We start from the raw sequence: 25,976 nt of genomic DNA, 5'->3' as shown, positions 1-25,976 counted from the left end.
GCGCCTGCCCGCCGGGGGTCGTGGCGGTGTCCCGGATGGCATCGCACTGTGCGCGTGCTGTGGGTTGTCCACAATTGTTTCGAGGGCCATCTGCACGCCCGGATTCGTCACCACCGCACGGTATGGTGGCCACCGACGCTGGCTTACCACCCGGCGTTCCGACGACCCCTCAGGAGTATCGAGTGAGTAGTGACAGCGGGCATCCGATGTCAACCGCCGACGCAGCACACAAGCTCGGCGAGGCAATCAGCCAAGTGCAGCGCGTCATCGTGGGTCAGGAACACATGGTCGAGCAGCTGATGGTCGGCCTGCTCGCCAAGGGACACATCCTGCTGGAGGGCGTCCCCGGCACGGCGAAGACGCTGGCGGTCCGCACCTTCGCCACCGTCGTCGGTGGAACCTTCGCGCGCATCCAGTTCACCCCCGACCTGGTGCCCTCCGACATCGTCGGCACCCGGGTCTATTCAGCGTCCAAGGAGAGCTTCGACGTGGAGCTCGGGCCGGTGTTCACGAACTTCGTGCTGGCCGACGAGATCAACCGTGCCCCCGCCAAGGTGCAGTCGGCAATGCTCGAGCTGATGGCCGAGAAGCAGGTGTCCATCGCCGGGAAGACCTATCCGGTGCCCAATCCGTTCATCGTGATCGCCACCGAGAACCCGATCGAGTCGGAGGGCGTCTACCCGCTGCCGGAGGCCCAGCGGGACCGCTTCCTGCTCAAGGTGGACGTGCCCTATCCCAAGGGCAGCGAGGAACTTGAGATCCTGCGACGCATGTCGGTGACGGCTCCGACGGCAACCCAGGTGCTGGACCCCGACCTGACCAGGAGCCTGCAGGATCAGGCCGCCAATGTCTTCGTGCACAACCTGATCGCCGAGTATGTGGTGCGGCTGGTGCTCGCCACCCGCAATCCCAGCGAGTTCAACATGCCTGACCTCGCACCAGTGATCCAGATCGGCTGCTCGTCACGTGCCACCCTCGGGCTGGTGGCCTCGGCCCGCGCGCTGGCCCTGATCCATGGCCGCGACTATGTCCTGCCCACCGATGTGCAGGCCGTTGCCCTGGACGTGATGTCCCACCGCGTCGCGCTCACCTTCGACGCGATCGCCGACAATGTGACCCCGGCGCAGGTCGTCGAGCGGGTCCTGGCGATGGTGCCTGCACCGACGCCGGTCTGGAACAAGGGCCAGCAGCCGCCGGCCTCCGCACAAGCGGGCAGTGGGCGCGCGGCGTCGTGACCCCGGCCCCGGACTTCCGCCCCCCGAAGCAGCCGAAGGGACACGCTGACACCGCGGCCGTGCTGTCGGTGCTCCGCGAGCCGTCGGGGCCGACGCTGAGCCTGCGTGGACTCGCGCCCGAGGCGGCGTTGCGCCGCCTGGAACTCACGATCGTGCGGCGACTGGACGGCTACCTGCAGGGCGACCACCTGGGCTTCCTCCCGGGCCCGGGCTCGGATCTGCACGATGCCAGGGTCTACGTACCCGGTCAGGATGACGTGCGGCGGATGGACTGGGCGGTCACCGCCCGCACCACCGTGCCGCATGTGCGCGACACGATCGCCGATCGTGAGCTTGAGGTGTGGGCCCTCCTCGACGCCACCCCGTCCATGAACTGGGGCACCGGCGGCATGACCAAGCGCGACCTCGGAATCGCCGCCATCGCCACCTTCGGCTTCATCAGCCAGAAGATGGGCGACCGCTTCGGCGGCATGATCATGCACAACGACGGCGTCACCCGGCTGCAGGCACGGTCGGGACGCAATGCGCTCTACGGGCTGCTGCGTCGCATGCTGGCCGATCCCATCGAGCCGGACCGCAGTGGCGGAAGCGTCGAGCTCGCCGCCGGCATCGAGGCGCTCAGCCGCGCCCAACAGCGGCGGGGCATGCGCATCGTGGTGTCCGACTTCCTCACCCCCGGCGACGCCGAGGTCGACCCCACTGTCCCCCCGGCCTGGGAGCGTCCGCTGCGCCGGCTCACCGTACGCAACCAGGTGGTGTGCGTGCAGGTGCTCGACGCGGCGGAGATCGACTTCCCCGACATGGGGGAGCTGCTCATCCGCGACCCGGAGACCGACTTCTCCCAGTTCGTCGATACCGACCAGTCCCGTACCCGCCAGGCGATCAATGCCGCCTCCGCCGCCCAACGGGCGAGGACGGCCGCGGCGATCCGACGCGCGGGAGCGGGCCATGTCGTGTTGCGGACCGACCGCGACTGGGTTGCCGACATCGCCCGGTTCGTGCTCACCTACCGCCGCACCGCGGCCGTGATCTCGCAGCCACCCAAGGGGGTGGGCATCTGATGGACAATGTGACGAAGTTCTTGTGGTGGCAGTTCGAGCAGCCGGCCCGGCTCTGGGCCCTGGTGGTGATCCCGCTGCTCGTCATCGCCTACATCGTCGTGCTGCAACTGCGCAAGCGACGCGGCATCCGCTACACGAATACCGGCATCGTGGGTGCCGTCGTGCCGAACCGGCGTCAGTGGCGCCGACATGTCGCCGTCGCCATGGCGCTGTGCTCGCTGGCTGCGATCACGGGGGCCTGGGCGGTGCCGGTGGGCGACGTCAAGGTGCCCCGCGAACGCGCCACCATCGTGCTCGTGCTCGACATCTCCCAATCGATGATGGCCACTGACGTCAGCCCGTCGCGCCTGGCCGCCGAGAAGGATGCCGCGACGAAGTTCGTGGCCGCCCTGCCGGCGCAGTACAACGTCTCCGTGGTCACCCTGTCCGGCCATCCGAACACCCTGGTGCCGCCCACCACCGACCGGGCGCCGGTGAACCAGGGCATCAAGACCCTTGAGCTGGCCGACGGCACGGCGATCGCATCGTCCATCGACGTGGGCCTGGAGGCCCTGAAGCAGGCGCCCGCCGGTGACGACGGCAAGCAGGCCCCCGGCCTGATGGTGCTCCTGTCCGACGGCAGCGAGACCGGTGGCGGCGACCCGGTGGCCTCGGCCGACAAGGCCAAGCAGCAGAATGTGCCGATCTACACCATCGCGTTCGGCACCCAGAACGGCTATGTCGACCTTGATGGCCAGCGCTTCAACGTGGCCCCCGACACCGACATGTTGAAGAGGATCGCCGACGCGAGTTCAGGCAAGGCCCTGGACGCCGCGAGCGCCTCGCAGCTGGACGATGTGTACAAGACCCTGACCTCCGACGTCGGCTATGAGACGGCCCACACGGAGGTCACCGCCCAGTGGGCGCTCTACTCCCTGGCATTCGGCGTGGTGGCGGCCCTGGGCGCCGTCTCAATGGCAACCAGGTGGCCGTGATGACACCCTTGATGAGCTTCATGAACCCCGACCGGCTGTGGTGGCTCGCCGTTCCGGTGGCGATCGCCCTGCTGTACCTGGTGCTCGCGGCCCGTCGCCGCGCCACCTCCGGTGGCAGTACCAACTCGATCCTGCGCAGGGTGCTGCCGCGTGACGCGGCGCTGAAGCGCCACCTGTCGGTGCTGGCCTCGGTGTTGTCCCTCGCCTCCCTGGTGGTGGCCTATGCCCGTCCGCAGGCGATGACGCAGGTCCCCCGGGAGCGGGCGACCATCGTGGTCACCATTGACGTGTCGCGCTCGATGGAGGCCACCGACGTCACCCCGAACAGGCTCGATGCCGCCAAGTCGGGGGCCAAGGACTTCGTGGATTCGCTGCCCTCGGCCTTCAACGTGGCGCTGGTGACCTTCGCCGGCACCGCCAATGTCAAGATGCCCCCGACCACCGATCGCACCCAGCTCAAGGCCGCCATCGATGCGATCCAGCTCGCCCCCTCGACGGCCATCGGTGAGGGCATCTACACGTCCCTGGACGTGCTGGAGAAGCTCGCGCCCCAGGATCCCGACCATCCCGACGATCCGGCGCCGGGTGCGATCGTCCTGCTGTCGGACGGCGCCACCAATATGGGACGCGACTCCGCCGACGCCGCCACGGAGGCCAAGAAGAAGAACGTGCCGATCTACACCATCGCCTACGGCACCTCGACGGGCTATGTCGTGGAGAACGGGCAACGCCAGACGGTGGCGGTGAACCACGCCGAACTGTCGCAGGTGGCGAAGCTGTCGGGCGGCAAGAAGTATTCGGCTGACAGTATGAAGAACCTCCAGGCGGTCTACCAGACCATTTCCCGCCAGATCGGCTACGTCGAGGAGTACCACGAGGTGACCGACCGGTTCGCAGGGATTGCGCTGATCTTCGCGGTGCTGGCCGCGGTGGGCGTGATATCACAGGCAGCGAGGTGGCCATGATGGACAACGAACACAGCATTGGTGTCGACGAGCGCGTTCGCGGAGTACTCGCCGGGGTGACCGACGCCTGCGAACGGGCGGGGCGTGACCCCGCCCGGGTGCGGCTGCTCCCGGTGAGCAAGACACATCCGATCGAGGCGGTCCGGCAGGTGAACGGCGCGCTGGAGCGCCAGGCCGGGCATGTCCCGCATCGGTTATTCGGCGAGAACCATGTGCAGGAGATCGTCGCGAAGACCGATGAATTGCGCCCTGACGACGATTTCGGCTTTGCCCTCATCGGGCACCTCCAGTCGAACAAGGTCAACGCGGTGGCCGGGCTCATCGACGAGTTCCAGGCGCTGGATTCGCTGAAGCTGGCAGGGCGCCTTGACCGACGCCTGAACACCCTGGGCAGGGGCCTGAGGGTCCTCGTCGAGGTGAATACCTCGGGGGAGGCCGCCAAGCACGGGATCGACGTCGACGATGCCCAGGACTTCTGCCGGGCGCTTGCTGACTTCGATGCCCTCACCGTGGCGGGGCTCATGACGGTGGCGGTGAACAGCCCCGACCGGGAACGGGTCGCGGCATGCTTCGACCGCCTGGTCGCCCTGCAGTCACGACTGCGCGACGACGGGGTGCTCGGCTCCGACTGGGCCGAGCTGTCCATGGGGATGAGTGGCGACTATCCGTTGGCCATTGAGCATGGCGCCACCACCGTGCGGGTGGGTACGGCCCTGTTCGGTCCGCGCGACTACGGCACCCCGGCCTGAGCAGCCGGGCCCGGGCGCTGTGGCCCGGGAACCTCCGCGGACGGCTGGTCAGTGGGCCGCGCCGGGCAGGTTCTCGATGGTGAGCGCCTCCACCGTGCCGGCCGGACGAAAACCGAACAGCTGCGACAGGAAGCTCAGGGAGTCATTCAGCACCCGGGTCCTGGTTGCGGGCATCCTGAAGCCATGGCCCTCCCCGGCGAACATGACCACCGATACGGGCAGCGAGCGCTGGCGCAGGGCAGCGGCGAGCTCGTCGGCCTGCTGTGGGGGCACGACGGCGTCGTCCAGGCCCTGCAGGATGAGCATCGGCGCGTGCAGCTGGTCCAGGTGGTGAATGGGCGAGCGTTCCTCATAGACCTTGCGGGCCTGTGGCCACGGTCCCAGCAGCCCGTCGTTGTAGGTGGCCTCGAACTTGTGGGTGCCGCCCTCCTGCATCGCCACCAGGTCGGCGATCCCGTAGCGGCAGATGCCGGCTGAGAAGACCGACGAGCGGGTGAGGGCCGCGAGGACGGTGAAGCCACCCGCGCTGCCGCCCATGATCGCGATCTTGGACTGATCGGCCAGGTCGGCGCTCAGCAGGCTCTCGGCGGCATCGATGCAGTCATCGACATCGGCGATTCCCCACTGCCCGCGCAGACGCTCCCGATATGCCCGACCGAAGCCGGCCGATCCCGAATAGTTCACCGACAGCACGCCGAAGCCGCGTGAGGTCCAGAACTGCACCTGCGGGTCATATTCGTCGGTGGCCACCCCGGTGGGGCCGCCGTGCACGGTGAGGATCACCGGAGGCAGCGGCCCGGCCGGCGCCACGAAGTCCTCATTGTGCGGCTCGAAGAACCAGCTCTGCACCTGACCGTGCTTTCCCTCGAAGGTCAGGGAATGTGCCACGGAGGTGATCTTCGGATCCGGGAGCACCCCGGGACTGTGCTCAATGCGCATGCCCTCCGCACCGATGCTGACCACCGCGGCAGGTGCATTGGGTCGCGTCACCAGGGCGTATGCGGTTCCCCCAACGCTCGCCAGTCCATCCACGTCCGAGACGCTCGTGAGGGCCTCGCTGGCCCCACCGTGGGCCGGCACCCGGCTCAACGAACAGATGCCGGCATCCCACGATGCGTAATAGATCCAGCCCCCCGACAGGGCGAAGGCGGAACGACCCTGCTGCCACATGGGAAGGTCCCCGTCGGCCGCCTCGTCCACCAGCTGGCGGATGCCGCGGGTGGGCGTCCACATGTGGAGGTTCCAGTAGCCCGCGGCATCGCTCATGAACAGCAGCCGCCCGTCGGAGGCCCACTTGGGATGCTGGATCGACACGGGGCTGCCGGGATCATGCTGCCCATCGAACACCGTGTGCACATGCATGACGGCGAGCTCGGGAATGGAAACCAGGGTGCCGGCACGCAGGGCGCTGGCATCCCAGGCCATCGCCGGTTGGTTCCATTCGATCCAGGCGATGGAACCGTCCTCGTTGACGGTGGGGTCCGCATAGAAATCGGCGCCCTCGACCAGCACCGTGCCGGCATGGGGCACCACGTCGTCCGTGGGCCAGGCCAGGGCGGCAATGGTCAGGATGGGCTCGCCGGGTGCCGAATGGTCCTCGCGGACACACACGATGCACTCGTGTTCGGGCACCGGCACGAAGGCGGCGTAGCGGTAGTTCGGATCAACCGGCGTGATGGCCATCGTGAGACCGCCCAGGCTGGTGGCCATCACCTGGCCACTCGTGTCGTCACTCCAGGCCACGGTGCCCTGACGTGCTCCCCAGGAGCCACCCCCGTACTCGTAGACCCGGGTGCGCACATTCATCGGAGCGGCGGTGATCTCGACGATCTGCCCGTCGCGGCTGCGCAGCAGGCTGAGGCGGGCCACGTCATCGGACGCGGACTCCAGCCAGTACAGGTCGTCGCCGTCGGAGCCGAATTCGCGCAGCGTGACGCCGGCCGCCACGGTCTCGGCCGGAGTCAGGGGAGAGCTCCAGGCTCCGTAGTCGGCAACGGTCGGTCCCTGGTGTTGCGGCGCAGTGGTCATGATCGCAACCCTAGCGAGGCCATCTGCGCCGGGAGCGAACTGGCAACTGGCTGCCCGGTGGGGCACAATCTGGGAAGAACCGAAAAACCATGTCAGGCATCGTCTGCAGGCTGCTGGGGAAGGCACACCTGAGCGACGAGAGGAGCCGGCATGGGAAACCAGACACGCGGCGTGATCTTCATCCACTCCGCGGTGGGTGCGTTGTGCCCACATATTGAGTGGGCGATCGGGGCGGTGCTGGGCCACCGCATCAGTCCCGACTGGACGCGCCAGCCCGCGCAGCCCGGAACCATGCGCACCGAGCTGATCTGGCAGGCGCCCGAGGGCGCGTGTGCCCAGATCGTCTCGGCGTTGTTGAGGTGTCGTGAGCTTCGCTTCGAAGTGACCCAGGACGCCAACCCCGATATGGGGGAGCGCTATGCGTTCACGCCCTCCCTGGGCATCTTCCACACCGGTACCGATGCGGCCGGGAACATCCAGGTCGCGGAGAACCGGCTGCGGGACGCGCTGGCAGACCGCAGCCCCGGCCACGACCTGCGGGCATCGCTTGACGACCTGCTGGGAACCGCCTGGGACGAGGAACTCGACGTCTTCCGCCACGCCAGCGAGGACGCACCGGTGCGCTGGTTGACCCGCGCCGTCTGAGCGGTCCGCCCGTCGCGGGTGGCCGTGCGGTTGGCGCACGGGGTGAACCGCAGACCGGGTGAACAGCAGGCGGGGTGAACAGCAAGGCAACAGAAGCGCCGGGGTGGTGCGATCAGTCGATCGCACCACCCCGGCGCTTCCTGATGAATGCGGCCCCACCACGTGGGGGGGCCCACCACCGGGTTACTGGGTCACATTGTCATTGGTCACGGCGACGGCCACATTGTGCCCACCGAAGCCGAACGAATTGTTCAGCGCGGCCAGCCGGCCGCTGGCGGGCAGCGGACGGGCCGTGTTGGCGGCGATGTCGATGCGCAGATCGTCCTCCGGATCATCGAGGTTGATCGTCGGCGGCGACACCCGGTCACGCAGTGCCAGCACCGTGGCCATCGTCTCCAACGCCCCGGCGGCGCCGAGCAGGTGCCCGGTCATCGACTTGGTGCTGGTGACCACCACATGGTCGGCGTCGTCACCGAGCAGGGAACGAATCCCGTGCGCCTCGGTGGTGTCCCCGGCCTGGGTGGAGGTCGCGTGCGCGTTGATATGGCAGATATCGGCCGGCGTGAGGTCGGCATCCACCAGGGCCTTGCGCATGGCCGCCATCTGTCCCGCGCCGCTGGGCTCGGGCTTCACCATGTCGTAGGAGTCGGCGCTGATGCCCGATCCGGCCAGCGTTCCGTAGATCCTGGCCCCGCGCGCCGTTGCCGATTCGAGCGACTCGAGCACGAGCATCACCGCACCCTCCGAGAGCACGAAGCCATCGCGGTTGCGGTCCCAGGGCCGTGAGGCACGCTGGGGCTCGTCGTTGCGCTTCGACAGCGCCTGCATCTGCGAGAAGGCCACCATGGTCAGCGGATGCACCACGGCCTCGTCACCGCCGGCGAGCACGATGTCGGTGCGTCCCAGCCGGATCATGTCGATGCCCAGCGAGATCGCCTCATTGCTTGACGCACAGGCCGAGACCGTGGCATGCACGGCGGCCTTGGCGCCGATCCGCAGTCCGCAGTTCGCGGCGGAGGCATTCGGCATGAGTGCCGGTACGGCAAAGGGGCTCACCCTGCGCCGCTTCCCGTCGCGCACGAGGTCCCATTGCGACACGGTGGTCTCCAGGCCGCCGATACCGGTGCCCACGGCCACGCCGACGCGCTCGGGATCCGTCTCGTTCTGGGGGGCGAAGGTGAATCCCGCGTCCTCCCACGCCTGCTGGGCGGCGATGACGGCCAGCTGGCTCGATCGGTCCATGCGCCGGATCTCGACGTGGCTCAGGTGCGAGGTGACATCCACCAGGGACGAACCGGCGATGTGAACGGGGAGCTCGGAGGCCCAATCCTCGTCGATGACGCCGATTCCACTGCGCCCTTCGCGCAGTCCTTGCCAAGTGGTCGCCACGTCGTTACCGAGAGGTGTGAGGGCACCCAGCCCGGTGATGACAACAGTGGTCATGCAGATTTCCTCCAGTGGAATGGCATCGAAGAATTGGTCCCGAGCGGGGGCTCAGGCCTTCTTTTGTGCCTTTTCGATGTAGTCGACGGCGTCCTGCACGGTGCGCAGGCTCTTGACGTCGTCGTCGGGGATATCGACGCTGAACGCCTCCTGCAGGGAGTAGACGATCTCGACCATCGACAACGAGTCGATGTCAAGGTCATCGACGAAGCTCTTCTCGGGCTTCACGTCCTCCACGGGAACACCGGCAACGTCGTTGACGATTTCGGCGATCTTGCTGAGAATTTCCTGATTGGTGGCCATGGTGGCGCCTTTCTGGTGAGTTACTTGGGATAGGAGTCCGGAATCGGATCCGGGCTTTGAGTCAGGGTAGAACGACTACCTGGCCGGCGTAGACAAGACCCGCGCCGAAACCGATGATCAGGGCGGTCTGGCCGCTCTTGGCCCGGCCTTCGCGGATCATCGCATCCATGGCAATCGGAATCGACGCCCCAGAGGTGTTGCCCATCTCGGCGATGTCGCGGCACACCGACACGCTGTCGGGCAGGTGCAGGTGACGGATGATCGCATCGGTGATGCGGTCGTTTGCCTGGTGGGGCAGGAAGATGTCGAGCTGTTCGGGGGTGATGCCCGCCGCGTCGATCGCCTCGGCGGCATGGTCGGCAACCTCCGACAGCGCCCACTTGAACACGGTGTGCCCATCCATCTGGATCAGGGGGAAACCGGTCGGGTTCTTGTCCGCCTCGGTCCACGACTGGATCTCGATGGTCTTCACGTTCGCCGGCTTGGAGCCCCACACGGCCGGCCCGATGGCAGGCGTGTCGGAGGGTCCCACCACGGCGGCACCGGCGCCATCGCCGAACAGGAAGGCGGTGCCGCGGTCGTCCATGTTCGTCATATCGCTGAGGCGCTCGACGCCGACGATCAGCACGAAGCCGTCCTTGCCGGCATGGCCGGCGCGCACGATGGATTCGGCCAGCGTCAGGGCGTAGCAGAATCCGGCGCAGGCGGCGGAGATGTCGAAGGTCGCGGGAGCAGGGCAGCCCAGCTCTTCGGCAAGGTAGTCCGACAACCCCGGCGAGGGAATGTGGTGCGACACGGTCGACACGATGATGGCGCCCACCTGTTCGGGCTTCACCCCGGCCATGTCAAGGGCCTTGCGGCCGGCGTCGGTGGCCATGGACAGCACCGTCTCGTCCTTGGTGGCCCAGCGGCGCTCGCGGATTCCGGTGCGCTGCTCGATCCATTCCGGGGTGGAATCGATCATGGTGCACATCTCTTCGTTGGTCACCACCCGGGAGCCACGGTGCGAACCGGTGCCCAGAATCCGGGCATACTGCGCGCCGGTAGAAGTTTTCAGAGTGGTCATCCCTCAGGCCTCCTGGGGCTCAAGTACTCGTCCGGCGTGCTCGCGGCAGAAGGTGAGCGCATCGGACAGTTGGTCGGGCGTATTGAGATTGAACAACGCGACGCCGGGAAGGTTGCGTTTCGCAATACCGGTGAGCGTCTTCGCTGGTGTGAGTTCGAGCAGGCCGGTCACGCCGATCCTCTGCATGGTAGCCATGCAGAGGTCCCAACGCACCGGAATGGTGACCTGCTGCACGAGGTGGCGCAGGTATTCGTGCCCCGAATCCACCACGGCTCCGTCCGCATTGGACAGCAGCCTCGTGATCGGATCGTGGGTGACCATCGTGTCCGCGAGCTCCGCGAGCTTCGGCTGGGCAGAGGCCATGTAGTCGGTGTGGAAGGCTCCTGCGACCTTGAGCGGGATCACCCGGGCACGAGCCGGGGGATTGGCGCGCAGCCTGGCAATGTTCTCCAACGATCCCGAGGCGACGATCTGGCCCCGTCCGTTGTAGTTCGCCGCCGTCAGTCCCGCATCCCGGATCGCGGCCAGCACCTCGTCGGGCTTTCCGGCGATCACTGCCGCCATGCCGGTGGCATGTGCTGCTGATGCGGCCGCCATGCCCCGGCCGCGCTCACGGATGAACACGGCTGCCTGGGCATGATCCAACACTCCGACGCCGGCGGCCGCCGTGATCTCCCCGACGCTGTGTCCGGCCACGACGTCGGCCAGCGCGAAGGCGCCGTGCTCCGACTCCGTGTTGAGGGCGAGTCCGGCGTACAGTCCGGCACCCATCAGCAGGGGCTGGGCCACCGCAGTGTCCTTGATGGCCTCGGCGTCGGCCGTGGTGCCCAGCTCCACCAGGTCGAGGCCGGTTGCCTCCGACAGGGAGGACAGGCCCTCGGCGAACTCCGGGATCTCGAGCCAGGGGTTCAGGAAACCCGGCGTCTGGGCGCCCTGACCGGGCGCGACGATTGCAAGCACTTGACCATCTTCCTCTGCGGTGTCGTTCGAACCCGGCATTGGGCGCGACGAAAATCTACCATCACGGATTGTAGGTTTCCTACAACATGATCCGTGGGGACGGTCAGCTGGGAGGGGTTTCTTTGTGCGAACGGCTGGCTCGGGTGTCGCCAGGCCTCAGCGATGCATCCGGGCGTTCGCGCCCTCCTCCTGGCCCTCCGCAAGCCTTCCCAGGGTGATCGCCAGCCTCAACACATAGGCCTGCCGGGGATTGGTCAGTGAGTTCCCCGTGGTCTGGGCGATCCGCTTGAGGCGATAGCGCACGGTGTTGGGATGGATGAACAGGCTGCGTGCGGTCGCCTCGAGTGAGCCGTGCTCCAGGAAGCTCGCGGCCGTATGGAGCAGCTCGCCGCCCGCGTCGGCCAGCGGCTTGTAGATCTCCTCCAGGAGCGCCTCGCGCGCATCGTCCTGGTTCGCCAGGGCCCGCTCGGGCAGCAGCTGTGCAGAGCTTGCCACGCGGGGGCAGTCCGGCCATGCATAGGCGACGCGGGCCGCTGCCAGTGCGGTGCGGGCAGCCCTGTTGGCATTCGCCAGGTCCGGGGCCAATGGCCCGACGATGATGTTCCCGACGCCGAAGCGTGACTCCAACCGGGCAACCAGCGCCAGGGCGGCGTCGCGGTCCGTGAGCTGCTCCCCGCTGCCGATGAGGATCACGCGTCCGCCCTGCCGTGAGGCGAGGACCGCCAGGCCCAGCGCTTCTGCGGCATGTCGATAGGACTCGAGGTCGGCGCCCGCCGCGGAGGGGCCGACGACCACCATGACGGCGCCCTGGCTGTGCCATCCCAGTGCCGAGGCGCGGGAGACCACCATGTCGTCGGCCTCACCACGCACCACGGCGTCGATGATGAGCGCCTCCATGCGCTCATCCCACCCGCCACGCAGCTCGGCGGCCCGGGCATAGAGCTCCGCCGCGGCGAACGCCACGTCGCGGGAGAAGTAGACGATGGCCAGCTCGAGGGCCCGACGCTCCTGCGGCGGCACGAGCTCGTTGATCTGCTCGCCCACCACGTCAACGGTGGTGCGCACGAGGTCCACGGTCTGGTGCAACGAGACCTTGCGGGTCAGCGCGCGGGGAGCGGCGTTGAACAAGGAACCGGGGTTCACGTCGGCCTTGGCGTCGTCGGCGAACCAACTGATGAAGTTGTCGATACCTGCCCGGGCCACCACCGTGATCCAGCTGCGTTCCTCGGCCCCCAGGCGGGTGAACCAACTGTGGCGGGACTGGATCGCCTCCACGACGCGGGTGGTCAACTCCCCGCTGTGGGCGACCAGGTGCGCGGTGATGGTGGCGCGACGCTGGTCGCTGAGCACCGGCGGCAGTCCGCCGGTCATGACGCACGCCCGGGGCGCGTCAAGCGTGTGGCCCGCCGGCCGGCCGGTGTCATGCAGGGCCGGTCACTGGGCGGGCACGAGGTATTCACTGACCCCGCACAGCGGCAATCGCCGCCACCACGTGATCGATGTTGCGTGAATTGAGCGCGGCCACGCAGATGCGTCCCGCATCGGTGCCATAGACATGGTGCACCGCGCGCAGCTCCTCCATCTGGGCCTTGTCCAGGCCGGAGTAGCTGAACATGCCGGCCTGGTCGCTGATGAAGTCCATGTCGGTGACCCCGGCGGCACGCAGCCCGTCGACCAGGCCGGTGCGCATCTTCTTGATGCGCTCACGCATGGTCGACACCTCGTCGGTCCAGGTGTCGCGCAGTTGCTCGTCCTGCAGCACCGTGCGCACCACCTGTGCCCCGTGCAACGGGGGAGTGGAGTAGTCCTCGCGGGCGGCAGTCTTGACCCTGGTGCGCACGCGGGCGGCCTCATCGGCATCGGCGCACACGAAGTGCACCGCGCCCACGCGTTCGCCGTACAGCGAGAAGTTCTTGGAGAACGAGCTCGACACCATGAAGGTGAGTCCCGCGGCGGCAAGGCGGCGGATGGTTTCGGCGTCCTCGTCGAGGCCCTGGCTGAATCCCTGGTAGGCCATGTCGATGAGCAGCATCAACCCGCGCTGCCGGACCGCCTCGGTGACCGCGTCCCACTGGCTGCGGGTGAGGTCGTATCCGGTGGGGTTGTGACAGCACTCGTGCATGATGACCATCGTGCCGGGCTCCGCCCCCGACAGGTCGGACAGGAGGCCGTCGATGTCGACGCCGGTCCGGCCGTCGTAATAGGCGTACTTGCCCACGTCGTATCCGGCATGGCGCATGATCGCGATGTGGTTCGCCCACGTGGGCGTGGAGACCAACGCCTTGTGGTTGGGGGAGACGCTGCCGTAGACGTCAGCGGCCAGCGTGAGTCCGCCGGTGCCGCCGAGCGACTGTCCGGTGACCACCCGACCCGAGGCCACGGCCTCGGAATCGGCGCCGAAGACCACGCGCTGTGCATCGGCGTTGTAGTCGGGGAGTCCGTCCATCGGGGGATAGGTCGCCGGCTTCGCGGCCCGGGCGAGGCGTTCCTCCGCGATCCTGACGCTCTCCAGCAGCGGGACGCGCCCGTCGTCGTCCTGGTACATGCCCACGCCGAGGTTGACCTTGTGGGGGTCGGTGTCCCGGTTGAACTTGTCGGTGAGTCCAAAAATCGGATCGTTCGGCGTCGCTTCTACCGCGGCGAACAGTGACATGGTCCATCCCTTTCGTCGCTGCGATGTTATCGGTGTCCTGACAACCGGACCGCCGTGGCCGCCCAGCGGATCATCGTCGCGCACCATTCCCAACCATGCCTGTGCGTGCCCGGGGCCCGGCTCACAGGGCCATGCGCCCTCGGCTGAATCGCCCCACCTGGAGGAATCCGGTTGTGGCCTGCGGGGTGGTCAGGTTGAATGATGAATGACGGGCAGCAAAGGTCGCTGCCGTCAGCCCAGATGGAAGGACGACAGTGATTCCTCGCGAGCAACCCGGTCCGATTCTCAATGGACTGCCAACGAATCTTCCCGATACGGATCCCGAAGAGACCCGTGAATGGCAGGACTCGTTGGACGGCATGATCGATGCGGATGGCCGCAACCGTGCCCGCTACGTGATGCTGAAGCTGAACGAGCAGGCTCGCGCCCGGCAGATCGGCATCCCGTCGCTGGTGTCGACTGACTACGTGAACACCATCCCGCCGGCTGAGCAGGTGGCCTACCCCGGTGACGAGGACCTCGAGCAGCGGGTACGCCACATGCTGCGGTGGAACTCGGCCATGGTGGTGCACCGTCAGCAGCGTCCGGGAGTGGGCGTGGGCGGACACATCTCCACCTATGCAAGCTCCGTCCAGCTCTACGAAGTGGGCATGAACCACTTCTGGCGGGGCAAGGACCATCCCGGCGGCGGCGACCAGATCTACTTCCAGGGCCACGGCAGCCCCGGCATGTATGCCCGTGCCTTCATGGAGGGACGCCTGTCCGAAGCCGACCTGGACGGATTCCGCCAGGAGTACTCGAAGCCGATGGGCGGACGCGGCCTGCCCAGCTACCCCCACCCCCGTCGCATGCCCGACTTCTGGGAGTTCCCGACGGTATCGATGGGCATCGGCCCGCTCAATGCCATCTACCAGGCGCAGTTCAACCGCTACCTGGGCAACCGCGGCATCAAGGACACCAGCCAGCAGCACGTCTGGGCGTTCCTCGGCGACGGCGAGATGGACGAGCCCGAGGCGCGCGGCGCCCTGCAGCTCGCGGCCAATGAGGGGCTCGACAACCTCACCTATGTGATCAACTGCAATCTGCAGCGGCTCGACGGTCCCGTGCGGGGCAACGGCAAGATCATCCAGGAGCTCGAGGCCTTCTTCCGGGGCGCCGGATGGAATGTGATCAAGGTCATCTGGGGCTCCAACTGGGACCCGCTCCTGGAGGCCGACACCGACGGCGCGTTGGTGAACCTCATGAACGTCACCAAGGATGGTGACTACCAGACGATGAAGGCCAACGACGGCGCCTGGGTGCGTGAGCACTTCTTCGGCAAGGATCCGCGCACCGCCGCGATGGTCGCGGACTGGAGCAACGACCAGATCTGGTCGCTGCGTCGCGGCGGCCACGACTACCTGAAGATCTACAACGCCTACAAGGCCGCCACCGAGTTCAACGGTGCCCCCACCGTGATCCTGATGCACACCATCAAGGGCTATTTCCTGGGAAGCCACTTTGCCGGCCGCAACGCGACCCACCAGATGAAGAAGCTCGCGATCGACGACCTCAAGGGCCTGCGCGACCGCTGTGACATCCCGGTGAGTGATGCCCAGATCGAGGCGGATCCCTACCTGCCGCCGTACTACAAGGAGCCCGACAACTCCGACGCGATGGAATACATGATGGATCGCCGTCGCAAGTTGGGCGGCTTCCTACCCGAGCGGCGCACCACCGGCAAGAAGTTGCCGTTGCCCGGCGACAAGGCCTACAAGTCGGTGCGCAAGGGGTCGGGTCACCAGAAGGTGGCCTCCACGATGGCCTTCGTGCGCCTGCTGAAGGACCTCATGCGCGAGCGGGACTTCGCCCCCTTCGTCGTGCCGATCCTGCCCGACGAGGGACGCACCTTCGGCATGGATTCCTTCTTCCCCACGATCAAGATCTACAACCCCAACGGCCAGCAGTACACGCCGGTGGACCATGACCTGATGCTGAGCTACCGCGAGGCCAAGAACGGGCAGATCATGCACACCGGCATCAACGAGGCCGGCTCGGTGGGTGCGTTCACGGCGGCGGGCACGAGCTATGCGACCCATGGCCAGCCGATGGTGCCGATCTACATGTTCTACTCGATGTTCGGCTACCAGCGCACCGGCGACTTCATGTGGGCGGCCGCCGACCAGCTGGCCCGTGGCTTCTACCTGGCCGCCACCGCGGGTCGCACGACGCTGACCGGCGAGGGCACCCAGCACATGGATGGCCACTCGCCCATCCTGGTGAGCACCAACACGGCGCTGGTCAGCTATGACCCCTGCTACGGCTATGAGATCGCCCACATCGTGCGCGATGGACTGCGCCGCATGTATGGCGACGATCCCGAGGACATCTCGTACTACATCACGGCCTACAACGAGCCCATGCAGCAGCCCGCAGAGCCCGAGGATGCCGATATCGAGGGCATCGTCAAGGGCATGCACCTGATCAACGAGGGTGACGGTGACGCGAACGCGCCCCATGCCCAGCTCCTTGCCTCCGGTGTCGGCGTTCCGTGGGCCCTGGAGGCCCAGCGCCTGCTCAAGGAGGACTGGGGCGTCGTGGCCGATGTCTGGAGCGTCACCAGTTGGGGTGAGCTGCGCCGCGATGGCCTGGAATGCGACGAGCAGGCGTTCCTGCATCCCGAGCTGCCCGTGCGCACGCCATTCGTCACGCAGAAGCTGGCGGGGCGTCCCGGGCCGGTACTGGCGACCAGCGACTACATGCGCGCCGTACAGGACCAGATCCGCGAGTGGGTGCCCACCGACTATGTGACCCTGGGTGCCGACGGCTTCGGCTTCTCCGATACCCGGCCGGCGGCGCGCCGCCATCTGCACATTGATGCGGCCTCACTGGTGGTGCGCACCCTGCAGACGCTGGCCAGGCGGGGCGAGATCGATCCCTCGAAGGCTGCTGAGGCGTTCAACAAGTACCAGCTGCTGGACGTGCATGCCACCGAGGAGGACACCGCCGGAGGTGAGTCCTGACCCCGGAAAAGGTGGCCATTCCGTCGTGAAGGCCTCCACCCGGCGCGGCGCCGCGCCGCGCCGGGTGGAGTTCCGCGGAGCCTATGTGGTGAAGTAGAGCCATGGGTGGAACCACCAGAAGGGCTCCCTCGTCCACCGAGGGAGTAGAGCAACTCAAACTTGAGCCGGGCCTCATCGTCCAAGAGCTCGGATGGGATGACGACGTTGATGAAGACCTGCGGGCCGACATCATGGATGCCATTGATGGCGATCTCGTCGAGGATTCCGTGGAGGCCGTCGATGTAGTGCTGCTGTGGCAGCGCAACGACACCGACGTTGCGGACTCCCTGGTCGACGCGATGCGTGACATGGGCAACAACGGTTATATCTGGCTCTTCACCCCCAAGATCGGACGTCCCGGCTACGTGGAGCCCTCAGAGCTCTCCGAGGGTGCCGAGGTCGCCGGCCTCACCCTCACCAGCGCGGTCGACGTGGCCGATGACTGGCAGGCCACGCGGGTCGTGCGTCCCCACCACGGGCGGCGCTGACCCACACTGCGGACCGGCCACCGGACCGGCGCGGTCAGTGCGTGATGTCGAACTCCTTGAGGCGACGACGATCACGCCGGCGCCCGGAGGCCTGCAGGGCCAACAGCTGCGCATAGATGCCGCCACTGGCAGCCAGCTCGGCCGGACTGCCGATCTCGTCCACCCGGCCGCCACGCATCGTGACGATCCTGTCCACGGTGGCGATCGTTGACAGCCGGTGGGCGATGATGATGCTGGTGCGCCCCTCCATCAGCTGCTCCAGGCCGTTCTGCACTGCTTGCTCGGCACGGCTGTCCAAGGCGCTGGTGGCCTCGTCGAGCACCAGGATCGGCGCATCCTTGATCATTGCCCGTGCCACCGCGATGCGCTGCTTCTGACCGCCGGACAGCTTGAGCCCCCGCTCACCCACCACCGAGGCATAGCCATGGGGAAGGGCGCGGATGAAGGCATCGGCGTTCGCGCGCTTTGCGGCATCACGAATCTGCTGGTCCGCCACGTCCGGATCGGCATAGGCGATGTTCTCGCTCACGGTGCCGCTGAACAGCAGCGGTTCCTGGAAGACCACGCCCACCTGGGCGCGCAATTGCGTGACGCCGAGGGTGGAGGTGTCGTGTCCGCCGACCAGGATCTGACCCTGCCGGGGTCGGTACAGGCCCATCAGCAGGCTGACGAGGGTGGTCTTGCCGCCACCGGATTCGCTGACCAGGGCCAGCCGCTCACCGCGGGCCACATCGAAGCTGATGTGCTCGACCACGTCGGGACCCTGGCCATAGCCGAAGCCGATGTCCCGGAAACTGATCATGGGCGCGTCCGCGTCGATCAGGGCGGGCGCCGGGGCGTCCTCGTGCTTCCAGTCGTGTTCGCTGGGTTGGGCCAGCACCTCGAAGTAATCGCGTGAGCCCGCGACCGCGCGTTGGGATTGGTCCACGAAGAAGCTCATCATCGTGGCCGGTTGGCGCGCCATGCCCACCATCTGCACCAGCATGACCATGGTGCCCAGCGAGTAGACCGACCGGGCGGTGCCAAGGAAGATGATGAGGTAGATCACGAAGAACACCACGTTGAGCACGCCGCGTCGCACCACGTCCATGCTGTGCCACCACCTCGACTGGGGCCTGGTCAGCGCAACGGTGCGGTCATAGTGACGCGAGAAGCCGGAGTATTCGCGCCTCTCCTGCACGAAGCTCTTCACCACGCGCATCTGGGAGATCACCTCGGCGAAGCGCCCGCTGGCCTGGTCGACGTGGGCATTCTTTCGCCGCTCGAAGCGCTGCCAGCGTCGGGAGGTGAGTGCGGTGAAGAACACGTACAGCGGGAAGATCGCCAGGAGCAGCAGCGAGATCCACACCGAATAGTGGGCCGTGATCACCAGCACCGCGCCCACGGTGAGCAGCATCGGGAAGAAGTTGTTGGAGAACGACTGCATGAACTGGGTGATCTCGGTGATGGAGCGTGACAGCCGCCCGATGATGGTGCCGCTCAGTTCGTCGTCGAAATAGCGCTGGGGCAGGCCGAGGAGCTTATCGAAGTAGCGCTTGCTGAGTCCGGCACGCAGTCGCATGGCCATGTTGTCGCCCAGATAACCGCCGATGTTCGAGGTGACCGTGTTCGCCAGATCGAAGGCCAGCAGCACCGCGGCAAGCTGCACGACGGCGCCGAGGTCGACTGCGTGGGTATTCACCGCCGCCACGACCAGGTCGGTCACCGAGCGCAGGACGAAGGGCACTGCCAGGGCCGTGCCTGCCGAGGCGAGTGAACAGATGACGATGCCGAGATACCACGGCCACAGATTGGCGACGTGGGCGAGAATGCGCCCGAGACTGCGCATGGGGGTGCCTCCTGAGCCGAACGAAGCGATCTTATGGCCCCGCTCAAGGGCGTCGCGAAACCCTACCGCCCCGAGAATCGGGATCAGGGTTGAGTCTTTCGGACTCAGGGGGAATAATCGAAGTTGAGTCTCGGTTACCCAATATGTAAGCGGAACGCGCGGGGCCGAAGGCTTCGCACGCGTGACGCATCAGGAGCAACCGGTTCCGGGAGACCCCCGGGACGCACTGCGAGAGCAAAGAGGATGACAATGAGCACTGCGATCTACAACCCATTCCGCGAGATGGACAGGTTCTTCAACCAGATGGCCAAGACGGTCGGCCCGGATACGCGCTATATGCCGCTTGACCTGTACCGCGATGGCGACCAGTTCGTCGCAAAGATGGACCTGCCGGGGGTTGATCCCGCCACGATCGACATCGACGTCGACGACCGCACCCTGAGCGTGCGTGCCGAGCGCAAGGCTGAGCAGGTGCACAAGGACGACAAGAGCCACTGGGTCAGCCGCGAGCGTAGCTACGGCACCTATGCGCGCCAGTTGACGTTGGGGCCGGGCCTGGATCTCAGCAGGATCAACGCCGACTACTCCGACGGCGTCCTGACCCTGACCATTCCGGTGGCCGAGGATGCCAAGCCTCGCAAGATCGAGGTCACGACATCGGCCAGCCAGCCGAGCGTCGAGTCGGGGGAACAGGACAAGTAATCGAAGGTTTCGTTGGTCACTGCCCCGGGCAGTGACCAACCGTGCAGGGCCCGTACCTCGCCATCGTGCGAGTGCGGGCCCTTCTGCATGCCATGACGCCGCCGCGTCCGGATGGTCCGACTAGTCTGCCAATGTTTCAGCCACGTGACATCCGTGCACCGTGATCGCCATCGGATCCGCAGCCACCGGCGCCTAATGTCAACCGCACCGGTCGTTTCTGTGCCCCCGTCCGAACCCCTGACGAGGCAGTCCTCCGGCAGAAGGAGTGGGAGATGGCGATGACAGATACTCCGACCGCTGCAACGCGTGCCGGTGGACCCGGGCATCCGGTGACATTCCGACGTGAGCTGAGGCTCCACTCGGTCCTGGCGTTCGGGCTGGCCTATCTTGCTCCGATCATCGTGCTGGGCACATTCGGGGTGATCTCGCAGAAGTCGAACGGCGGCACCGCAGGGTCATATCTGATCGCGATGTTGGCGATGCTGCTCACCGCCACCAGCTATGGTCGGCTGTCGCACGAGGTGCCCATGGCCGGCTCCGCCTACACCTATGTGCGCAAGATGGTCAGCAACCACCTCGGCTTCCTGGTCGGCTGGGGATCGATGCTCGACTATGTCTTCATCCCGATGGTGATCTGGCTGATCGGTGCCTCGTATCTGAACGCCCAGTTCCCGGCCATCCCCGATCCGGTGTGGATCGCGGGATTCATCGTGATCACCAGCGGGCTGAACATCGTGGGCATCAAGGTCGCCGACCACGCGAACCTGGTGCTGCTCGCCATCGAGGTGCTGGTGATTGCCCTGTTCGTGGCCTTCTCCATCTATGCAGTGGCGCACCATGGACAACAATTGCTGAGCCTCACGCCCTTCACCGGAAAGCCCTTCGACGTGTTGGCGCTGTCGGCCGGGGCTGCGACGGCCGCCTATTCCTTCCTCGGCTTCGACGCGGTGACAACGCTCACCGAGGAGACGGTGGACGCCAAGCGCACGATCCCGCGGGCCATCATGCTCACTGCCCTGGTGGGCGGCGGCATCTTCGTGGTGGCCACCTATGCCACCGAGCTGGTGCATCCGCTGGTGCAGGTGCTCGACATCGACTCGGCCGCCTTCGAGATCGCGAAGGCCATCGGGGGCGCCTTCCTGTCCACTGTGTTCCTGGTGGGGCTGATCGTCGGGCAGTTCGCGTCGGGGATCGCCGCCCAGGCGTCCGCCTCGCGGCTGATGTTCGCGATGGGTCGTGACGGCGTCCTGCCCAAGCGCTTCTTCGGTAGGTTGTCGCCCCGCACGAACACGCCGATCAACGCGATTCTCGTGGTGGCCGCAGTGGGGATCATCGGCTGCTTCCTCGACATCAGCACCTCCACGTCCTTCATCAACTTCGGTGCATTCATCGCGTTTACCATGGTCAATGTGTCGGCCATCTCGCTGACGCGTCGTCAGATCGCACGCGGCGAGCATGTCAACCCCCTGACGGGCTATGTGGTCCCCGCCCTCGGCGCCCTGGTCGTGATCTACCTGATCACCGAATTGGACCTGCCGGCGCTGTTGGTGGGTGGAACATGGCTGTTCATCGGGATCTGCGTGCTCGTGGGGCTCACCCATGGCTTCCACCGCCCGCCGCCCGAGATGACCGACTCAACCGAAGTGGAGGAGCTTGCCGCGTGAGTCTCACCGTTGTCGCCTCCCAGGCGGCGCCGCTTGCGATCGACGCCCCCCGGGAGCTGTTCGAGCAGGCCTGTTCCGCAATGCTCACCAAGACCCCCGATGGCGGCATGCTGGTATTTCCCGAGATGCACCTGTTCGCGGACGGACAGCCCGACCGGGCCCGCACGAAGGCCTACCAGCAGGCAGCCGAGCCGCTCGACGGTCCCAGGGTCACCTGGCTACGTCAGCTCGCCGCGGGCCTGGGCGTCTGGTTGGTGCCCGGCACGGTCTGCGAGCGCGGCCCGTCGGGGGAACTGTTCAACACCGCACTGGCCATTCGCCCCGACGGGGAGGTGGCGGCCACATATCGCAAGATCTTTCCCTGGCGCCCACTCGAGCCGTTCACGCCGGGGCAGGACTTTGCGGTCTTTGACGTTCCCGGGGCGGGTCGCATGGGGCTGTGCATCTGCTTCGATTCATGGTTTCCCGAGGTGAGCCGCAATCTTGCGTGGCTGGGGGCCGAGACGATCATCAATGTCGTCAAGACCACCACGCCCGATCGACCCCAGGAAATGGTCATGGCCCGGGCGAATGCCATCGTCAACCAGGTCAACTTCCTGAGCGTCAATGCGGCTGCGCCGGTGGGTCGCGGGTTGTCGGCATTCTTCGGGCCCGAGGGTGAGACCCTCGCCGAGATCGGGGACGACGCCCCGGCGGACATGGTGTGTGAGGTGTCCACGCAGCGTGTGCGTCGCGCTCGCGCCGAGGGCACGGCCGGGGTCACCCGCCCGTGGGCCTTCTTCCACTCCGGGGACCAGCCGGTGGAGCTGCCGGCCTACGGCGGTCGCATCGACCCCACACGCTGGAATCGTGACTGAGCTGGCGGATTCGTGACTGAGCTGGCCGAATCGCGGCTGGCGCAGCTGCGCTGAACGCAGCGCCCGCCCACTGGTCGGATCCCTGACGCAATTCAGCGGGGCCGGCACCCCTAGGTGCCGGCCCCGCTGAATTGCTGTGCGCAGCCTGGTGTGCTCGCAGGTCCTGGGTGGCCCCGGGTCAGGCCTTGATGGCCTTCACCAGCAGGTCGAGTGCCTCGTCGAGCAACGGGATCGGGATCACCAGTGACGGCAGGAAGCGCACGCAGTTGCCGTTGATGCCGCAGGTGAGCATGAGCACGCCCTCAGAGAGCAGGTCACTGACCACCTGCTTCGCCTTGGCGGCGTCGGGGGTGCGGGTGCCGGGTGCCACGAACTCAAGTGCCATCATGGCGCCGTGGCCGCGCAGCTCGCCGACACAGGAGGCGGGGTCGTTCACCAGATCGCCGAGCTTGGCCCGGATCTCGGTCTCGATGGCCTGCGCACGGTTGGGAAGGTCCCATTCCTTCATGGTGGCGATGGCACCGAGGCTGGCGGCACATGAAATCGGGTTGCCGCCGTAGGTGCCGCCCAGGCCGCCGGCCTGTGCGGAGTCCATGATGTCGGCGCGTCCGGTGCAGGCCGCAATCGGAAGGCCGCCGCCGAGTGCCTTGGCGGTGGTGATCACATCCGGTTCCAGGCCCTCGTACTCGCTGGCGAACCACTTTCCGGAGCGGCAGAAGCCCGACTGGATCTCGTCGATGACGAAGACGATGCCATGGGCGCGGCACCAGGCCTGCAGGGCAGGAAGGTAGCCGGGTTCGGGCACGATGAAGCCGCCCTCGCCCTGGATGGGCTCGTGCACCAGGCATGCGAGGTGGTCGGCGCCCACCCGCGTCTCGAGGTAGTCGATGGCACGCTGGGCGGCCTGCTCGCCGGTCAGCGGCGTGGGCTCCTGGAAGGGATAGCTCGCGGGGAAGTGGTAGATCTCCGGGGCGAAGGGGCCGAATCCGGTCTTGTAGGGCATGGCCTTGGAGGTCATGGCCATCGTGAGGTTGGTGCGGCCGTGGAAGGCGTTCTCGGCCACTGCCACGGCGTCGCGTCCGGTGTAGTGGCGGGCCACCTTCACCGCGTTCTCCACGGCCTCGGCGCCGGAATTGACCAGGACGGTCTTCTTGGCGAAGGAACCGGGGGTCAGTTCGGCAAGCTGCTCACAGACTGCCACGTAACCCTCGTAGGGGGTGGTGGCGAAGCTCGAGTGGGTGAAGTTCGCCACGGCCTTCTGGACATTTTCCACGACCCTGGGAGCCGAGGCGCCCACGCTGGTGACGGCGATTCCGGCACCCAGGTCAATGATGGAGTTGCCATCGGCGTCAACGATGACGCCGCCATCGGCCTTGTCCACATAGAACGGGGCCGAGGAGGAGACGCCCTTGGCCACCACGGCGTCGCGCCTCGCTTCGATCTTGCGTGAACTCGGCCCGGGCAACGAGGTGACGAGCTTGCGCTCCTGGGGCAGGTGATAGACGGGATCTGACATCCGTGACTTCTTTCCGCAACTGGTGATCCTGGGCATGCACGTGCCGCACTAGGGCACGACAACAAATACTGGCACCTGATGGTGTGGTCGCCAACCGTCCTCAGTCGATGGAATGCGGTGGGCAGTAACCCGCCTGTAACAAAGGCGGTTCACTGCGCCTCCTCCCGCCCCGCACCCGGGACGCCGGGCATCGGGGCACTGGGAATCGGGCACTGGGAATCCGAGCCCCGGAAGGGGCGCTCACGGCTGGCCCTGCCGGCCGCGGTTGCCGACACGATCGCCGTGAGGCCCTATGTTCGTGGCATGACCACGACCTTCACCAAGCACAATCGGGGCACCGACAATCTGGCCGGCGAGGCGGCAGGGTTGCGCTGGCTGGCGCAGGCCGAGCCCGACGGCGGAACCCACATCGCGCCGGTGATCAGCGTGGATCGGCAGGAACTCGTCATCGGGCGGGTCCAGGAGAGCTCGCCCACATCGCGCGATGCCGCCCTGATGGGCGCCAGCCTGGCCCACATGCATGCGGCGGGTGCGCCGTGGTGGGGAGCGCCGCCCGTCGGATGGCCCGGACCTGACTGGGTGGGACGCTCGCGGACCCCGCTGGTCACCGACCAGCGACAGGCACCCGCCACCTGGGGTGAGTTCTATGCGCAATACCGCATCGACGTCTTTGCGCGGCGCCTGCGCGATGCCGGCACGATCAACTCCGATCAGGTCAGGACCTTCGACGCCGTCTCGCGTCGCCTTCGCAAGGGGGACTTCGATGTGCCCCAACCCGCCCTGCTCCAGGCCCGGGGGCAGTCGGTGGCGCGCCTGCACGGCGACCTGTGGGCCGGCAACGCGATGTATGACGGGGGAGCCACCGGCGCCACCCTGATCGATCCGATGGCGCACGGCGGCCACGCCGAGACCGACCTGGCGGCCCTGTCCGTCTTCGGTTTCCCCCGCCTGTCGGAGGTCTATGCGGGCTATGACGCCGAGTCGGCGTTGGCCGCAGGCTGGCAGGAACGCATCGCACTCCACCAGCTGACGATGATCATCATGCACGCGGTGCTCTTCGGGGGTGGCTACACCGCGTCGGCGCTGGAACTCGCCGGGCAATATGCCTGAGAAAAGCCAAATGTGCCCGGGCACGGGAGATGCCGGGGGCAAGAGGGGGAAAGGCAAGAGGGGGAAAGCAGGGGTGGGCGCAGACGGACTCGAACCGCCGACATCGTGCTTGTAAGGCACGCGCTCTAACCAACTGAGCTATGCGCCCGAAGAGCCGGGACCTGCGAGAGTCTAGCGGCTCAGGGCGCTCAGCCGGTGATCGCCTTCCTGACCAGGTCTGCGACGGCCTTGCCCTCGGCGCGGCCCTTCACCTGCTCGTTGGCCGCCCGCACCAGCTGGCCCATCTGCTTCATGGTCGGCTTGCCGTCGGTCGATGCCTGCGCCACCACGTCATCGACGATCTGCTGCAACTGTGCGGCGTCCAACTGCTCGGGCAGGTACTTCTTGAGCAATTCGGCCTCGGCGCTCTCCTTGGCGGCGAGCTCCTCACGTCCGGCCGCAGCATAGGTCTCGGCGGATTCCTCCCGGGTGTGCACCTCGCGGGTGAGGATCTTGAGCTCTTCCTCGTCACTCAGCTCGTGGGCCTTACCGGCCACCTCTGCGTTCATGATGGCGGCCACGGCCATCCGGATTGTCGTCTTGGCCGTCTCGTCGTGGGCCTTCATCGCCACCACGAGATCCTTCTTGAGCTGGTCCTTGAGCGCTGCCATGGTTCCTTCCGATTGCTGCCGTTGGCGTTCGACCGGGC

Annotated in this window: 22 protein-coding genes and 1 tRNA gene; 12 read left to right on the top strand and 11 right to left on the bottom strand. The window is 66.8% G+C overall.

Translation table 11 applies throughout. The features are described 5' to 3' along the window. The first annotated feature begins 206 nt into the window (after positions 1–206). Genes RM25_RS06110 through RM25_RS06090 form a run of 5 tightly spaced genes read left to right on the top strand, consistent with a single transcriptional unit; the run spans position 207 to position 4,984 of the window. Positions 207–1,235, top strand: a complete 1,029-nt coding sequence (locus RM25_RS06110) for an AAA family ATPase (RefSeq protein WP_036940738.1) — start codon at positions 207–209, stop codon at positions 1,233–1,235. Between the two features lie 59 nt (positions 1,236–1,294). Next, positions 1,295–2,296 carry a DUF58 domain-containing protein gene (locus RM25_RS06105; protein WP_044636748.1) on the top strand — a complete coding sequence of 334 codons (1,002 nt, stop codon included), beginning with the start codon at positions 1,295–1,297 and terminating at the stop codon, positions 2,294–2,296. Further along, on the top strand, positions 2,296–3,270 hold the full coding sequence (locus tag RM25_RS06100) for a VWA domain-containing protein (protein ID WP_013160844.1): 975 nt from the start codon (positions 2,296–2,298) through the stop codon (positions 3,268–3,270). Before RM25_RS06105 ends, RM25_RS06100 begins: the two co-directional genes overlap by 1 nt. Beyond that, entirely contained in the window at positions 3,261–4,235 is a 975-nt protein-coding gene (locus RM25_RS06095; RefSeq protein WP_044636191.1) for a VWA domain-containing protein, read from the top strand. The genes RM25_RS06100 and RM25_RS06095 overlap by 10 nt, the downstream gene beginning before the upstream one ends. Beyond that, entirely contained in the window at positions 4,232–4,984 is a 753-nt protein-coding gene (locus RM25_RS06090) for a YggS family pyridoxal phosphate-dependent enzyme (protein WP_013160846.1), read from the top strand. The genes RM25_RS06095 and RM25_RS06090 overlap by 4 nt, the downstream gene beginning before the upstream one ends. A gap of 48 nt (positions 4,985–5,032) precedes the next feature. On the opposite strand, the gene RM25_RS06085 is transcribed toward RM25_RS06090, so the two are convergent. Continuing rightward, a complete protein-coding gene (locus RM25_RS06085) occupies positions 5,033–7,012 on the bottom strand; it encodes an alpha/beta hydrolase family protein (protein ID WP_044636190.1) in 1,980 nt (659 codons plus the stop codon). A gap of 150 nt (positions 7,013–7,162) precedes the next feature. Between RM25_RS06085 and RM25_RS06080 the strand changes: the two genes are divergently transcribed. Beyond that, on the top strand, positions 7,163–7,657 hold the full coding sequence (locus tag RM25_RS06080; protein WP_013160848.1) for a DUF3145 domain-containing protein: 495 nt from the start codon (positions 7,163–7,165) through the stop codon (positions 7,655–7,657). A 183-nt stretch (positions 7,658–7,840) separates the two neighbouring features. Here the strand turns inward: RM25_RS06080 and RM25_RS06075 are convergent, their stop codons facing one another. The 6 genes from RM25_RS06075 to RM25_RS06050 form a co-directional block, all read right to left on the bottom strand. Continuing rightward, positions 7,841–9,100: a beta-ketoacyl-[acyl-carrier-protein] synthase family protein gene (locus RM25_RS06075; protein ID WP_044636189.1), complete on the bottom strand. Its 1,260-nt coding sequence runs from the start codon at positions 9,098–9,100 to the stop codon at positions 7,841–7,843. Positions 9,101–9,151: 51 nt separating this feature from the next. Beyond that, positions 9,152–9,403, bottom strand: a complete 252-nt coding sequence (locus RM25_RS06070) for an acyl carrier protein (protein WP_013160850.1) — start codon at positions 9,401–9,403, stop codon at positions 9,152–9,154. A 61-nt stretch (positions 9,404–9,464) separates the two neighbouring features. Then, positions 9,465–10,469, bottom strand: a complete 1,005-nt coding sequence (locus tag RM25_RS06065; RefSeq protein WP_036940729.1) for a beta-ketoacyl-ACP synthase III — start codon at positions 10,467–10,469, stop codon at positions 9,465–9,467. Between the two features lie 3 nt (positions 10,470–10,472). Then, the gene (locus tag RM25_RS06060) at positions 10,473–11,429 is read right to left on the bottom strand and encodes an ACP S-malonyltransferase (RefSeq protein ID WP_013160852.1); all 957 of its coding nucleotides are present in this window, start codon (positions 11,427–11,429) and stop codon (positions 10,473–10,475) included. A 156-nt stretch (positions 11,430–11,585) separates the two neighbouring features. Next, positions 11,586–12,800: a PucR family transcriptional regulator gene (locus tag RM25_RS06055; RefSeq protein ID WP_044636188.1), complete on the bottom strand. Its 1,215-nt coding sequence runs from the start codon at positions 12,798–12,800 to the stop codon at positions 11,586–11,588. Positions 12,801–12,885: 85 nt separating this feature from the next. Beyond that, positions 12,886–14,082 (bottom strand): amino acid aminotransferase, encoded by a 1,197-nt coding sequence (locus RM25_RS06050; protein WP_044636187.1) that lies wholly within the window; start codon positions 14,080–14,082, stop codon positions 12,886–12,888. 254 nt (positions 14,083–14,336) lie between these two features. Here RM25_RS06050 and aceE point away from each other — a divergent pair, with 254 nt between their 5' ends. Together aceE and RM25_RS06040 are read left to right on the top strand one after the other, a co-directional pair. Next, the gene (gene aceE, locus RM25_RS06045) at positions 14,337–17,084 is read left to right on the top strand and encodes a pyruvate dehydrogenase (acetyl-transferring), homodimeric type (protein ID WP_013160855.1); all 2,748 of its coding nucleotides are present in this window, start codon (positions 14,337–14,339) and stop codon (positions 17,082–17,084) included. Between the two features lie 101 nt (positions 17,085–17,185). Further along, entirely contained in the window at positions 17,186–17,611 is a 426-nt protein-coding gene (locus RM25_RS06040; RefSeq protein ID WP_013160856.1) for a DUF3052 domain-containing protein, read from the top strand. Between the two features lie 34 nt (positions 17,612–17,645). Here the strand turns inward: RM25_RS06040 and RM25_RS06035 are convergent, their stop codons facing one another. Next, complete coding sequence (locus tag RM25_RS06035) at positions 17,646–19,439, bottom strand: ABC transporter ATP-binding protein (RefSeq protein WP_044636186.1); 1,794 nt, start codon at positions 19,437–19,439, stop codon at positions 17,646–17,648. A 249-nt stretch (positions 19,440–19,688) separates the two neighbouring features. Here RM25_RS06035 and RM25_RS06030 point away from each other — a divergent pair, with 249 nt between their 5' ends. From RM25_RS06030 to RM25_RS06020, 3 genes are all read left to right on the top strand, one after another. Further along, positions 19,689–20,141, top strand: coding sequence for an Hsp20/alpha crystallin family protein (locus tag RM25_RS06030; protein WP_044636185.1), 453 nt, complete (start codon positions 19,689–19,691; stop codon positions 20,139–20,141). Positions 20,142–20,413: 272 nt separating this feature from the next. After that, entirely contained in the window at positions 20,414–21,805 is a 1,392-nt protein-coding gene (locus tag RM25_RS06025) for an APC family permease (protein WP_013160859.1), read from the top strand. Further along, positions 21,802–22,662: a carbon-nitrogen hydrolase family protein gene (locus RM25_RS06020; protein ID WP_171035496.1), complete on the top strand. Its 861-nt coding sequence runs from the start codon at positions 21,802–21,804 to the stop codon at positions 22,660–22,662. Before RM25_RS06025 ends, RM25_RS06020 begins: the two co-directional genes overlap by 4 nt. Before the next feature lie 178 nt (positions 22,663–22,840). Here RM25_RS06020 and gabT read toward each other — a convergent pair whose 3' ends face one another. Then, positions 22,841–24,178 carry a 4-aminobutyrate--2-oxoglutarate transaminase gene (gene gabT, locus RM25_RS06015; RefSeq protein ID WP_013160862.1) on the bottom strand — a complete coding sequence of 446 codons (1,338 nt, stop codon included), beginning with the start codon at positions 24,176–24,178 and terminating at the stop codon, positions 22,841–22,843. A gap of 303 nt (positions 24,179–24,481) precedes the next feature. Here gabT and RM25_RS06010 point away from each other — a divergent pair, with 303 nt between their 5' ends. Continuing rightward, positions 24,482–25,288: a fructosamine kinase family protein gene (locus tag RM25_RS06010; protein ID WP_044636184.1), complete on the top strand. Its 807-nt coding sequence runs from the start codon at positions 24,482–24,484 to the stop codon at positions 25,286–25,288. A 74-nt stretch (positions 25,289–25,362) separates the two neighbouring features. Here RM25_RS06010 and RM25_RS06005 read toward each other — a convergent pair. Then, positions 25,363–25,436 (bottom strand) — tRNA-Val (locus tag RM25_RS06005). 40 nt (positions 25,437–25,476) lie between these two features. Then, complete coding sequence (locus RM25_RS06000; protein WP_013160864.1) at positions 25,477–25,938, bottom strand: GatB/YqeY domain-containing protein; 462 nt, start codon at positions 25,936–25,938, stop codon at positions 25,477–25,479. Positions 25,939–25,976 lie beyond the last annotated feature (38 nt).

This window comes from Propionibacterium freudenreichii subsp. freudenreichii (assembly GCF_000940845.1).
Lineage (GTDB): Bacteria > Actinomycetota > Actinomycetes > Propionibacteriales > Propionibacteriaceae > Propionibacterium > Propionibacterium freudenreichii.
Note: the sequence above shows the minus strand (reverse complement) of the source record. Positions and strands in the feature narration are given on the sequence as shown.

What these genes read in the sequence shown, in the direction of transcription:
- RM25_RS06085 (WP_044636190.1), bottom strand. Translation starts at nt 7,012, where the DNA reads ATGACCACTGCGCCGCAACACCAGGGACCGACCGTTGCCGACTACGGA.
- RM25_RS06035 (WP_044636186.1), bottom strand. Translation starts at nt 19,439, where the DNA reads ATGCGCAGTCTCGGGCGCATTCTCGCCCACGTCGCCAATCTGTGGCCG.
- RM25_RS06065 (WP_036940729.1), bottom strand. Translation starts at nt 10,469, where the DNA reads ATGACCACTCTGAAAACTTCTACCGGCGCGCAGTATGCCCGGATTCTG.
- RM25_RS06110 (WP_036940738.1), top strand. Translation starts at nt 207, where the DNA reads ATGTCAACCGCCGACGCAGCACACAAGCTCGGCGAGGCAATCAGCCAA.
- RM25_RS06075 (WP_044636189.1), bottom strand. Translation starts at nt 9,100, where the DNA reads ATGACCACTGTTGTCATCACCGGGCTGGGTGCCCTCACACCTCTCGGT.
- RM25_RS06040 (WP_013160856.1), top strand. Translation starts at nt 17,186, where the DNA reads ATGGGTGGAACCACCAGAAGGGCTCCCTCGTCCACCGAGGGAGTAGAG.
- RM25_RS06025 (WP_013160859.1), top strand. Translation starts at nt 20,414, where the DNA reads ATGGCGATGACAGATACTCCGACCGCTGCAACGCGTGCCGGTGGACCC.
- RM25_RS06050 (WP_044636187.1), bottom strand. Translation starts at nt 14,082, where the DNA reads ATGTCACTGTTCGCCGCGGTAGAAGCGACGCCGAACGATCCGATTTTT.
- RM25_RS06080 (WP_013160848.1), top strand. Translation starts at nt 7,163, where the DNA reads ATGGGAAACCAGACACGCGGCGTGATCTTCATCCACTCCGCGGTGGGT.
- RM25_RS06070 (WP_013160850.1), bottom strand. Translation starts at nt 9,403, where the DNA reads ATGGCCACCAATCAGGAAATTCTCAGCAAGATCGCCGAAATCGTCAAC.
- RM25_RS06090 (WP_013160846.1), top strand. Translation starts at nt 4,232, where the DNA reads ATGATGGACAACGAACACAGCATTGGTGTCGACGAGCGCGTTCGCGGA.
- RM25_RS06055 (WP_044636188.1), bottom strand. Translation starts at nt 12,800, where the DNA reads ATGACCGGCGGACTGCCGCCGGTGCTCAGCGACCAGCGTCGCGCCACC.
- RM25_RS06100 (WP_013160844.1), top strand. Translation starts at nt 2,296, where the DNA reads ATGGACAATGTGACGAAGTTCTTGTGGTGGCAGTTCGAGCAGCCGGCC.
- gabT (WP_013160862.1), bottom strand. Translation starts at nt 24,178, where the DNA reads ATGTCAGATCCCGTCTATCACCTGCCCCAGGAGCGCAAGCTCGTCACC.
- RM25_RS06010 (WP_044636184.1), top strand. Translation starts at nt 24,482, where the DNA reads ATGACCACGACCTTCACCAAGCACAATCGGGGCACCGACAATCTGGCC.
- RM25_RS06030 (WP_044636185.1), top strand. Translation starts at nt 19,689, where the DNA reads ATGAGCACTGCGATCTACAACCCATTCCGCGAGATGGACAGGTTCTTC.
- RM25_RS06000 (WP_013160864.1), bottom strand. Translation starts at nt 25,938, where the DNA reads ATGGCAGCGCTCAAGGACCAGCTCAAGAAGGATCTCGTGGTGGCGATG.